Here is a 12,229-nt window from a genome sequence, read left to right on the forward strand (position 1 = left end):
TGTACATGAACAAACGTCGTATTTACCTTTTGGGCATTACATTTGTCTGCCTGTTGTTGTCTGCAAATTTCGCTTTTTCACAGGCGGAGGAAGGGCATCCGATCCGGGTACTTTTTGTAGGCAACAGCTTTACCTACTATTATAACCTGCCCCAGGTGGTTTCTGCAATGGCCAAAACACAGGGTTTGGAGATTATTACCAGGCAATCCACAGTAGGAGGATCTAATCTTGAAGAGCACTGGAAAGAGCAGAAAGGCACGCGGACAAGAAGATTGCTGGACAGCCTGGAATGGGACTATGTTGTTCTCAATAATCACAGCAGGAGTACAATCGATACGCCGGATGAATTTTCGGAATACGGAAAGAAATTCGTTGATCTGATCCGCTCTAAAGGAGCCGAACCTGTATTTATGCAGACGTGGGGTTATAAATCAAATCCACTGATGATCCGGACCATTATCCCAAAATATGCCGAGTTGTCAGCGCAGACAGGAAGCTATCTTGTTCCCGGAGGCGAACTTTTCATGGAGGCACGCAAGTGGCGCCCTGATTTGGAAATGTTTCAGGATGATAAGCATCCTTCACCAAATGGAACCTACATGCTTGGCCTGGCTTTCTACAAGTTCTTTACGGGAAGGTCCACCGAAGCAATTCCGCCAAGGCTGACCACATTGGATCAGGATGGTGAGAAAACCTATTTAATGTTCATGACACCGGAGGATGCCGATTTCCTTCAACAGTTGGTGGATGATTTTGAATTTAACACACTGAAATCAGGTGAGTAAGCTAAGGAAACCATTTTATATCCTGCTGGGGCCGCTGGTCTTTATGCTCCTTGAATTTATCGGACCGCCCGAAAGCATGTCCGTTGGGGCATTCCACGTGCTCGCCACTACCGCATGGATGGCCATTTGGTGGATCACCGAAGCGATTCCTATTGCAGTGACAGCATTGTTGCCAATTATCCTGTTTCCAATCACCGGTGCGCTGGATATCAGTACTACAACTGCCAGTTTTGGGCATAAATATGTCTTTCTGTACCTGGGAGGGTTTATACTGGCCATCACCATTGAAAAATGGAATCTGCATAAGCGAATAGCCCTACACATCATTAACCTGATTGGTTCGAATGTCAAGACCATTATACTGGGGTTCATGCTGGCCACGGCTTTCATGTCTATGTGGATTTCCAATACGGCTACAAGTGTAATGATGCTGCCCATCGGGATGGCAGTGATCTCACAGTTCAAAGCGAAAGCCGGGGATCATAAAAATGATGTGAAGTCATTCAGCAAGGGATTGATGCTGGCTATCGCCTATAGCGCATCAATAGGCGGGTTTGCAACGCTTATTGGTACACCACCCAATTTGGTGTTGGCGGGAATCCTGGAGGAAACCTATGGTGTGAAAATAACCTTTCTGGAATGGTTCAAATTTGGACTGCCACTGGCGACTATTCTATTGTTTGTAAGCTGGAAATACTTGACATCGAAGGCATTTAAATTTGAACTGAAACAATTTCCTGGCGGACGGGATCATATTCGGGAATTACTGAAAGATCTCGGGAAAATAAGCTTTGAGGAAAAATCAGTTTTGTGGGTGTTTATACTCACTGCCATTGCCTGGATATGCCGCTCCTTGCTTGAAAAAATCATTCCGGGCATTGATGATACGGTAATTGCGATTATTGCAGGCATCCTATTATTCGTTTTGCCCGCAAGTGATAAATCAAAGCGACTGATTTACTGGAAGGAATGTAAATCATTGCCATGGGATATTATTTTACTGTTTGGCGGGGGCCTGGCTTTGGCAAAAGGATTTTCCGAAACAGGACTTGCTGAATGGATTGCGTTGCAATTGACCACTATGCAAGGTCTTTCGATTATCCTGATGATACTTGTACTGGTGGCTTCCGTAAACTTTTTAACGGAAATCACCTCGAACCTTGCTACGACAGCCATGCTGCTGCCGGTGCTGGCCCCGATGGCCCTGGCATTCGACATTCATCCATTCATGATCATGGTACCTGTAACCATATCGGCTTCTTGTGCCTTTATGCTTCCGGTGGCCACACCGCCGAATGCAGTCGTATTTGGCTCAGGTTATCTTCATATTCCGGATATGGTGCGCACGGGAATATGGATGAATTTTATTTCGATCCTTCTGATCACCGCATTTACATATTTCTTATTCCCTATCATTTGGAATATCGACCCGAATGGATTTCCGGAATTATTTAATAAAGTTACCCAGTAATGACCCACAAAGAATCTCACATATTAAATCGAAGAACAATGAAAAATTCTATGATTTCGCTCCAAAGAACCGTGTTCGGAATAGTGTGGATATTTTTAATCCTCATCGCTTCCTGTAATAAGGATGACGAGGGTTTCGCTATTACCAACGACCTGAGAGTTTTAAAAGTTGACATCAACGGCAACAGGGCAGAATCCGGGGTTACAGATCTCTCGGTATTGTCAACCCTGGATCTTACCTTTTCCCATGGATTGAATAAATCTTCTTTCGAAGGTGGGCTACAGGTTTCCCCCAATGTGGCATATAATATATCCTACGATGGAACTGGCTCCATTGTCACTTTGACACCGGATGTGCGATTTGATTATGACACAGAATACACAATTACACTACCAGCCGGTAATTACGGGGCGAATGGAGAAAAATCGGTAGAAGATATCTCATTTGTGTTTAAAACGTCTCCTTTTCAGGCACCAAGAATTACCCTTACGCCAGACAGAGACAGCTTCTTTGAGGGTGAAACAGTGACTGTTACTGCCAACATAGCAGATATCATTTTCGATGATGTCACATTCGACCTGGTTTTCGGTGGAAGCGCAGAAGAAGGATCCGATTTTACCGTCAGTGAGAGTTCCATCACTATTCCGGCAGGAGAGACTTCCGCCACATTTACCGTAACAGCAAACGGTGCTGATGGGATTGAAGGGCAGGAGGATATTGAGATAACCCTTACTAATGTAGTTAATGCGACCAACAACCCGGAAGTTAAGGTAACATTGATCCTTGGTGATACCCCTCCAAAACTCGAATTGAAGGGGGTGATGGAACTGGATAACTATATCGACGGAGCCGGCGGCCGCGTGAGGGCAATTCACCTCCGGGTTCTGGAAGATATACCTGATTTAAGTATTTTTCACATACAGATTGCATCAAACGGCGCAGCTCCGGATCCAACTGATATCGATTTCGCATTTCCGGCGAACTCAGCCGTCGCGGGCGAAAACCTCTTCGTAGTACGTGATGAGGATGCAGCACTGGCAGCCGCCTATTTCGGAAGCTGTTACAGTGACTTCACGGAATTCCAGACTCCGGGCATGACACATAATGGCGATGATGCGATCCTCCTGTACGAGAATGGAGTCGCCATCGAATCATATGGAGAGCCGGGCGTTGACGGAACAGGGGAATATTGGGAGTATACTGATTCATGGTCGTACAAGATTGGCGGGAAATGGGAATATGCCGGTGTGGCATGCGTGGAGAATGCTGTCGGAGAAGCTACCAATGAGACCTCATTGTGTCAATATCCCTTCTGTTCACCAATTCAATTGCAGGGTGTTTCTTCCCTGCTTTGGGATGGATCAGGCACCAACGGTGGAAAGTTTGTACACGTTCGGGTAAACAGGGATATTCCGGATCTAAGCAGATATGGCCTGGGAGTAGCCAATAATGGCGGTGGAACGGATGGCATTGAGTTTACGTTTCCGTCGGTTTCGGCAAGTGAAGGAGACCACATTTTGGTGGCGCGTGAGCCAGAAACGATTGCCGGATACTTTGGCGGTTGTTATAATGGATTTGCCAATGTATTCCAGTCAGATGCAATGAGCCAGAATGGTGATGATGCCATAGAACTGTTCGATGGAATGGACGTGATTGAGACCTACGGTGATGCCAATGTGGATGGTACTGGTCAACCCTGGGATTATGCCAATACATGGGCTTATAAGGTTGGAAAATGGATAAATGCGCCTTTAGATTGCGGTGCTGGTTCCACATCAACTCAGGGCTCTTCGTGTACTTATTTATTCTGTACCGAATAGGGTACAGAATATTAGGTTAGATTTGGGAAAATTCATCTGAAGATGTCGCATTCAAAAATATCCAATTGGGGAAGCCATTTACTTCTGCTTGCAGGAGTGGTGGCTTTCTTTTTAACAGGATGCGGTTCTTCAGACCCAGACCCCCAAAGGAATATTTCATTGCTGTCTGCGTCGATTAACGGAGGAAATCTCGTTTCCGGGATGATTAATATTCCGATTGAAATGGAGGTTGATCTTGTGTTTTCAAATGGGCTGAATCAGAATGCCTTTGAATCACAATTGTCCCTAAGCGGGGGTGGTCAGCCTTCATACGACGTAGTTTTGAGCAACGGGGGCACTAAAGCGACCATCACTGCTGATCTGAACTATGATTCCGAATATACGCTTACCATCGGTACCGGTGTGATAGGCACAGGAGGGGAGCGTCTGGCGAATTCCCTGAACTACCAGTTTACGACTGCCGCTGATGATGTTATAAGGTCAATGGCGCCATGTATATCGGATTGTTTGCAGTCGGTTGAGTTAAACGGCAGTGAGGGACCCGGTACATTTGAGTTTTATGGCAACTATCCTCTCTATGAGCAAAACGCTGTCTGGGAGAATCTCACGCAAGCAGTTATCGTTGTTCATGGGGCAAGTCATAATGCAGATGACTACTATTCCTATCTGTCCAATTCTCTGCGCTCGGAGTCGCTTGATGAATCAACGGTATTGATTTCGCCTTATTTCAGAAATACATCAACAGGATCGGATGAGGATTTTTATTGGTCCGGGGTAAATTACCGGGATGGAGATGAATCGTCCAATTCCAATAAGATCAGTTCATTTAAGGTGCTTGATGAACTGATCAGTCAGCTGGCAGATAAAGATCATTTTCCTGTACTTCAAAAGATTATCATAACAGGACAATCTTCGGGGGGACGGTTCATTCATTTATACGCACCGTCCAATGTTTCTGAAAATAACCATCCTGATATCTCCTTTGAGTATATCGTAAGCGAAAGTCAGTATTTCTACTACCCGGACGGGCGGCGGATTGACGAAATATCAAATCAGTTATACATGCCCTCATCCTGTGTGGGATATGATATCTGGCCGTTTGGTTACAACGTTGTTCCTCCATACCTGGCGGCTACAGATCAGGCCACCTTTAATGACCAATTTACAAACCGATCCATCCATTATTTACTTGGATCGGGTACAGGATCTGACCCTTCGTTTAACACGGCCGATTGCGGCGCCACCTTATTAGGCTCTTCGCGTTATCAAAGGGGGGAGAATATGTTCCGTTATATGGAACTTGCCTATCCGGAGACGCATAATCATAAAAAAACAGTGGTGCCGGGAGTGGCTCATAACGGATCACAAATTTATCAATCCACGGAGTTTAAGAATCTCCTGAGACAACTCCTTTAGAACGTTACTATGAAATATAAACTGGCTGTAATTCCCGGTGACGGTATAGGGAACGAAGTTATTCCGGCTTCATTAGAGGTGTTAAATTCATTAAGTGCCAAGTGCGGCTTTGAACTGGAATATCAGCATTTCGACTATTCATGCGAGTACTACAGAAAGACAGGTAAAATGATGCCTGAGGATGGTATCGATCGTCTGGGCCAATCTGATGCCATTTTCCTGGGTGCCGTGGGATATCCGGGTGTTCCAGATCATATTTCTCTCTGGGGTCTGCTTATTCCCATAAGAAGAGCGTTTCATCAATATGTGAATATTCGCCCCGTGCGCCTGCTCAAAGGGATCGAATCTCCATTGCGAAGTCCGGGTGAGATTGATTTTATAATTGTCAGGGAAAATAATGAAGGGGAATACTCAAACGTCGGAGGAAGAATTCATGAAGGAACACCCTTTGAAACGGTTGTTCAGGAAAGCATCTTTACCAGGATGGGGGTGGATCGCGTCATGAACTATGCGTTTACGCTTGCTGAGAAAAGGCGAAAAAAAATAGCCAGTGCAACCAAATCAAATGGCATCATACATACCATGACATATTGGGATGAAAGGTTCGAGGCCCTGAGCATGAATTTTCCTGAAATCGAAAAATCCAAGTTTCACATCGACATTCTTTGCGCTCAGTTCGTACAGCACCCGGATTGGTTTGATGTAGTTGTGGCCAGCAATCTTTTTGGTGATATTCTGTCCGACCTAGGTCCTGCGGTAGTCGGTGGCCTTGGTATTGCACCAGGTGCCAATATTAATCCGGAGAAAGAGTTCCCGAGCATGTTTGAACCAGTTCATGGGAGCGCTCCGGACATTGCCGGAAAAAATACAGCCAATCCAATCGCCGCATTTTGGACTGCCCAAATGATGCTGGAGCATTTGGGTGAAAAAGAGGCAGCCGATATGCTGATGGGAACTATTGAATCCCTGACAGCCGAAGGGAAAGTATTGACCCGCGATCTCGGAGGGACTGCATCTACATCAGATGTTACAAAGGAAATCCTACGACTGATTTCAAAACAGTAAACCCCCGCATTGAAGGAACATTTCATCTGATGGAAGAAATTCCTATGGAATGTAGCGGGTAAATTCTATCTTATCAGGGAACTAACCGGTGTTTAGCCCATTTGCCAAAATGAAGACCCCTGTATTTGACGTTTTAATTATCGGCGCCGGAATTTCCGGCATCGGAACCGCCTACTGGCTTCAGAAGAAATGTCCTGGTCGAACGTATGCAATACTCGAATCCAGACCGGTACTGGGAGGTACCTGGTCATTATTCAATTACCCGGGCATCCGGTCCGATTCCGATATGTTCACCTTCGGGTATCGGTTTAAGCCCTGGAGTGATCCTGAATCTATCTCAAGTGGTGATAAAATTCTGAACTACCTGCAGAATACGGTAACGGAAAATAATATCAACGAGCATATCCTGTTTAATCACAGGATGGTCAGTGCGGACTGGTCTGATGAATCCCGGACATGGGTGCTGACGGTAGAAACCCCCGAAGGAACCGAAGAGATGGAATGTAATTTTTTAAGCATCTGTACGGGTTATTACGATTATAAGGAAGCACACCGGCCACATTTTAAAGGGGAAGAAACGTTTCAGGGCAATATTGTTATTCCGCAATTCTGGCCGAAAGACCTGGATTATACCGGGAAAAGAGTCGCTGTCATCGGTAGCGGTGCGACGGCCGTAACCCTCATGCCATCCCTGGTGGAAGGAGGGGCGGCACATGTCACCATGATCCAACGGTCACCCACCTACATCATGAATCTTCCGAACAGGAATGGCATCTTTGTATTGTCGAGAAAGGTATTACCTGATTCATGGGCATATCGCATTACACGTGGGATCAATATCACGATGCAAATGATCTCATTCGGACTTTCGAAAGCCTTTCCCGGCTGGATGAAATCACAAATCATGAAGGGAGCTGCCAAACAGCTTCCCCCATCATATCCGGTTGAGAAACATTTTAATCCAACTTATAACCCATGGGATCAGCGCCTCTGTGTCGTGCCGGATGGCGACTTATTCGAGGTGATCAACGAGGGTAAGGCCGATGTGGTCACAAACACAATATCTCACTTCAATGAATCAGGCGTTGTGATGGATTCAGGAGAAATGATAGACGCCGATGTGATCGTTCTTGCAACTGGCTTGAAAATTCAGTTACTCGGTGGTGCAAACCTTAGCATTAACCAAAAGCCAGTAAGCGTCAGTGAATCAATGATGTATAAAGGTATGATGGTAAGTGATATCCCGAATCTAATCTATACATTCGGGTATACCAATGCGTCGTGGACATTGAAGGCAGACCTTACGGCCAATTACCTGTGCAAGCTTCTGAATTATATGGATCGGAAGGGGTTTACGGTGGTGATACCTGAACGGCAGGATGCTGCTTCGGGTGAAAATTTTCTAAACCTGTCATCGGGCTATATTCAGCGCGGTAAAAACGAATTGCCGAAACAGGGGAAGAAACGACCCTGGCGTGTTTATCAGAATTACCTGGTCGATATGCTTAGCACTCGATTCGGACGCGTTGCGGATCGCGTCCTGAAGTTTGACGGCACCCACAGCCTATAATTTATTCCCTATTTGAATTGAATGTAGTCGATTTCTGCCTGGAACGGACCTTCCTTTTTATCATTGGTCATGATCCCGAATCGAATGATGCGTTTGAGCACCTGCTGTGATATGATGTTTCCGGTAGGTCGGCCTACCCTGTATTCTTTGAAGGAATCAAGCCGGAAGGTTTCAGTTTTCCATTCCATCTCTGTGGCCGGAAGCACCATTTTGTAGTTGGGTAAATACCACTGCTGATGGTGATCCATGGAGAAATTAAGCGACTGTCCCTCACATCGATAGCGGATTGTGACCTCGGTGAATCCGGTCAGATCCATTTCAGCATACTGACTTCTTACCGATGCAAACCCACCATTGTTTTCAAACGAAACGGATCCCCGAAAAACAAGTACGTCCTCGCTGTAACTCGCAGTACCGGATGATCTTCCGCCCATTACTGTATCGTTTACCGAATACCAGGAAGTATCTTTTGACTTACCAAAATCAATCAGCATAGGCTGTAAAAGTAATAAAAGGGTAATAACTATCGGGTACATAGTAATTTAACAACAAACAATGGTTTTAGTTGCCTGGGTGGGCGCATCAACCGACTGAGTAAAAAACCACGTTGGTTAAAATCGCCAGGATCAACCTGGCTGTTTCAAGATTCATGATCCATATATGATTGAGTTATGAGAATAGTCATATGAATATGAGTGTCAAGCGCTGGTTTTTCGCAGACACGTTGTTTAATTTGGCGTGATTCAAAATCAGCTCTGAAAATGGCCAATTCAATCTATATAACAACAGCAGAACCCCACTGCGGCAAGTCGTTGATTTGTCTGGGTATCATGGATAACGTGCTCAGAAGAACCAAGCGGGTTTCCTTCTTTCGCCCAATCATCACCAGCAATGATCCCGATAAAAAAGACAAAAATATTGAGCTCATATTAAGTCACTTTCAATTGGATCAATCCTATGATGATGCCTATGCATTTCATCAGAAGGAGGCCCAGGAACTGATTTCTGCCGGACAGACGAATGAGCTGCTGGATAGAATTATTCAGAAGTACAAACACCTTGAGACGAAAAGTGATTTCATCCTGTGTGAAGGGACCGACTTCATCAAGGAAAGCAGCGCATTTGAATTTGGCATTAACATTCAGGTTGCTAAAAACCTGGGGAGCCCGGTGCTGGTAATCGGAAGGGGCGACCTGGGCAGATCCCCGGAAGAAGCTTTAACGCCGGTAAGGCTCGCCATCGAAAGTTTTCATGAGCAGGATTATGATGTGATGGGTGCGATCATAAACCGGACGGATCCTGAAAAAACTGACCAGCTGCTGGAGGCCATGAACCGTCAGTGGCCATCGGATAAATTACTGCGGGCGGTTATCCCGTCGGTCGATCTGCTCAAAAGCCCGACGGTCAGTGAAGTAGTCAATCATCTCAATGCCAAGGTATTGTATGGAAAGGACCAACTGAATAACCAGGTGTACCGGTATTCAATTGCCGCGATGCAATTACAGAATTACCTGACTAAGCTTACTGAAAACTGCCTCATCATTACTCCTGGCGACAGGGGGGAGATTATCCTGGGTACATTGCAGGCTCATCAATCGAAGAACTATCCCCAGATTGCTGCCATTGTGCTTTCAACGGGATTGGATCCGGATCCTGCAATTTCAAAATTGCTGGATGGTATTCCTGATATCATCCCTATTCTTTCTGTGGAATCAAATACGTATGATACCGCCACTGCTCTGAATCAGATTCATGCGTACATCACACCTAACAACATGGCTAAAATTCATGCAAGCCTGCGGCTGTTTGACGAGTATGTGGATATGGAGCAGCTTGAAAGCCGGACCAGCCGGATCGTTTCCAGGGGAATGACCCCCAGGATGTTTCAATATATCCTCACACAAAAAGCGAGGTCGGCAAAGAAACACATCGTACTACCTGAAGGGGAAGATGAACGGATCTTAAAAGCCGCTGAAATCCTGGTTGAACAGGGCATCGTTAATTTGACATTATTAGGTCTCCGGGAAGAAATCGAAAAGAAAATCCTGATGCTGGGGCTGAATCTTACCAGTGAGAATATCAACATCATTGAGCCTGAACAACACAGGAAATTTGATGATTATGTGGATACCTTCTACAACCTCAGAAAGGAAAAGGGCATTACAAGGGATATGGCAAAGGATGCGATGATGGATGTGTCATACTTTGGCACCATGATGGTTTACCAGGGAGATGCTGATGGCATGGTGTCCGGGGCGGTTCATACCACACAGCATACAATCCGGCCCGCCTTGCAGTTTGTGAAAACCAAACCCGGATATGCCATTGTATCTTCGCTCTTTTTTATGTGTCTTGAAGATCGTGTGTTGGCGTATGCCGACTGCGCCATCAACCCGAACCCAAATGCTGCAGAGTTAGCTGAAATTGCGATTGCTACTGCACATACCGCCCGCGCTTTTGGAATTGAACCACGTGTTGCGATGTTATCTTATTCATCCGGAAAATCAGGGCAGGGAGCGGATGTTGAAAAAGTACGGGAGGCTACAGAAATTGTACAGTCGAAAAATCCTGATTTCAAGATTGAAGGACCGCTTCAGTACGATGCGGCGGTTGATTTGGAAGTGGGCGAGAAGAAGGTACCCGGCTCCGAAGTGGCAGGTAAAGCCACTGTGCTCATATTCCCGGATCTGAACACAGGAAATAACACCTACAAAGCGGTTCAGCGCGAAACCGGGGCTGTAGCAATTGGTCCTGTATTGCAAGGCTTGAACAAGCCTGTGAATGATCTTAGCAGGGGTTGTACAGTAACAGACATCGTGAATACAGTGATCATAACAGCCATCCAGGCGCAAAGCAATTAATTCTACGTTACGAATGAAAATTTTGGTACTTAATGCGGGCAGCTCATCCATCAAATACCAGCTCTTTGAAATGCCTGGGCAATCGGTTTTGTTATCAGGTGCTGTTGAGAAAATCGGAGAAGAGAAGAGCCTGATCCAGCATAAAATATTCCGCAAAGACGGAAGTGTTGAAACTCAGCAAATTCAAGATGTTATCCCGGATCATTTGGCGAGCCTCAGGAGAATTGTGAACCTGCTTCTCGACCCTGAATGGGGTTCAATAAAGAGTGCCGATGACATTACCGCTGTGGGTCACCGGGTTGTGCATGGCGGAGAAAAGTTTTCCAGACCGGTCATCGTTACCGATGCGGTGATGGATGAATTGCGCAAACTATCCTTTTTGGCGCCACTTCATAATCCCGCGAATATCAAGGGTATAGAAGTAGCTTCTGAAATTTTCACCCATTCAATCCAAGTAGCTGTCTTTGATACTGCATTTCACCAAACGATGCCGGATTATGCCTACCGCTTTGCTATTCCGGAGCGTTTTTACAGGGACAACGGCTTGCGAGCCTATGGATTTCATGGGACTTCCCATCAATTTGTCACGAAAGAAGCTGCCCGATACCTGTCGGCAGATCTGGACCAGTTCAATGCCATTTCCATACATTTGGGTAACGGATGCAGTATTACTGCCATCAAAGACGGCGTTAGCGTAGATACCTCAATGGGCTTAACTCCACTTGGCGGACTGATCATGGGGACAAGGAGCGGGGACATAGATCCTTCGCTGATCATTTTTATGGCCAAACACCTGGATATGAGTATTGATCAAATCGATCAGCTGTTGAATAAGGAAAGCGGACTAAAGGGACTTACAGGTGATAACGACCTCAGAAACATTATTCAGCGCTACGATGAAGGGGAATCGGGTGCCCGGCTTGCCATTTCGATGTATGTCTACCGTATCCGTCAGTACATTGGGGCATATATGGCCACCATTGGCCGGGTAGATGCCCTGATTTTTACGGCAGGTGTGGGTGAAAACAGTGCGTTCATCCGTGAAAAGGTATGTGAGGGGCTGGAGAGCCTTGGAATTATACAGACCAAGGAATTAAATGAGGGCAATCACAGCGGGATACGAAATATTGAGTCCCCGGAAAGTAACGTTAAGATTTTGGTAGTGCCTACCAATGAAGAATTGGAAATCGCCATTCAGACTTTGCCATTTATTGAGGCATAACAATCAGAATAATAGGTTA

General features: G+C 45.8%; 9 protein-coding genes. 8 read left to right on the forward strand and 1 reads right to left on the reverse strand.

Translation table 11 applies throughout. The annotated features are described in order from the left end of the window. Positions 1–5: 5 nt before the first annotated feature. From LDX50_RS28930 to LDX50_RS28955, 6 genes are all read left to right on the forward strand, one after another. Complete coding sequence (locus LDX50_RS28930) at positions 6–785, forward strand: SGNH/GDSL hydrolase family protein (RefSeq protein WP_225699791.1); 780 nt, start codon at positions 6–8, stop codon at positions 783–785. Next, entirely contained in the window at positions 778–2,256 is a 1,479-nt protein-coding gene (locus LDX50_RS28935; RefSeq protein WP_338030011.1) for an SLC13 family permease, read from the forward strand. The genes LDX50_RS28930 and LDX50_RS28935 overlap by 8 nt, the downstream gene beginning before the upstream one ends. A gap of 38 nt (positions 2,257–2,294) precedes the next feature. Next, complete coding sequence (locus LDX50_RS28940; RefSeq protein ID WP_225699792.1) at positions 2,295–4,076, forward strand: Ig-like domain-containing protein; 1,782 nt, start codon at positions 2,295–2,297, stop codon at positions 4,074–4,076. 42 nt (positions 4,077–4,118) lie between these two features. Further along, the gene (locus LDX50_RS28945; protein ID WP_225699793.1) at positions 4,119–5,492 is read left to right on the forward strand and encodes an Ig-like domain-containing protein; all 1,374 of its coding nucleotides are present in this window, start codon (positions 4,119–4,121) and stop codon (positions 5,490–5,492) included. Between the two features lie 9 nt (positions 5,493–5,501). Continuing rightward, the gene (locus LDX50_RS28950) at positions 5,502–6,557 is read left to right on the forward strand and encodes a tartrate dehydrogenase (protein ID WP_225699794.1); all 1,056 of its coding nucleotides are present in this window, start codon (positions 5,502–5,504) and stop codon (positions 6,555–6,557) included. A 109-nt stretch (positions 6,558–6,666) separates the two neighbouring features. Further along, complete coding sequence (locus LDX50_RS28955; RefSeq protein WP_225699795.1) at positions 6,667–8,127, forward strand: flavin-containing monooxygenase; 1,461 nt, start codon at positions 6,667–6,669, stop codon at positions 8,125–8,127. Between the two features lie 8 nt (positions 8,128–8,135). On the opposite strand, the gene LDX50_RS28960 is transcribed toward LDX50_RS28955, so the two are convergent. Beyond that, on the reverse strand, positions 8,136–8,621 hold the full coding sequence (locus LDX50_RS28960; protein WP_225699796.1) for a CIA30 family protein: 486 nt from the start codon (positions 8,619–8,621) through the stop codon (positions 8,136–8,138). 267 nt (positions 8,622–8,888) lie between these two features. Here LDX50_RS28960 and pta point away from each other — a divergent pair, with 267 nt between their 5' ends. Together pta and LDX50_RS28970 are read left to right on the forward strand one after the other, a co-directional pair. Then, the gene (gene pta, locus LDX50_RS28965; protein ID WP_225699797.1) at positions 8,889–10,988 is read left to right on the forward strand and encodes a phosphate acetyltransferase; all 2,100 of its coding nucleotides are present in this window, start codon (positions 8,889–8,891) and stop codon (positions 10,986–10,988) included. A gap of 13 nt (positions 10,989–11,001) precedes the next feature. Then, a complete protein-coding gene (locus LDX50_RS28970) occupies positions 11,002–12,210 on the forward strand; it encodes an acetate/propionate family kinase (protein ID WP_225699798.1) in 1,209 nt (402 codons plus the stop codon). The last annotated feature ends 19 nt before the right edge of the window (positions 12,211–12,229 follow it).

It is taken from the genome of Fulvivirga sedimenti, from assembly GCF_020328055.1.

Coding starts and splice junctions, on each gene's coding strand:
- LDX50_RS28930 (WP_225699791.1), top strand. CDS start 6: ATGAACAAACGTCGTATTTACCTTTTGGGCATTACATTTGTCTGCCTG.
- LDX50_RS28940 (WP_225699792.1), top strand. CDS start 2,295: ATGAAAAATTCTATGATTTCGCTCCAAAGAACCGTGTTCGGAATAGTG.
- LDX50_RS28945 (WP_225699793.1), top strand. CDS start 4,119: ATGTCGCATTCAAAAATATCCAATTGGGGAAGCCATTTACTTCTGCTT.
- LDX50_RS28950 (WP_225699794.1), top strand. CDS start 5,502: ATGAAATATAAACTGGCTGTAATTCCCGGTGACGGTATAGGGAACGAA.
- LDX50_RS28955 (WP_225699795.1), top strand. CDS start 6,667: ATGAAGACCCCTGTATTTGACGTTTTAATTATCGGCGCCGGAATTTCC.
- LDX50_RS28960 (WP_225699796.1), bottom strand. CDS start 8,621: ATGCTGATTGATTTTGGTAAGTCAAAAGATACTTCCTGGTATTCGGTA.
- pta (WP_225699797.1), top strand. CDS start 8,889: ATGGCCAATTCAATCTATATAACAACAGCAGAACCCCACTGCGGCAAG.
- LDX50_RS28970 (WP_225699798.1), top strand. CDS start 11,002: ATGAAAATTTTGGTACTTAATGCGGGCAGCTCATCCATCAAATACCAG.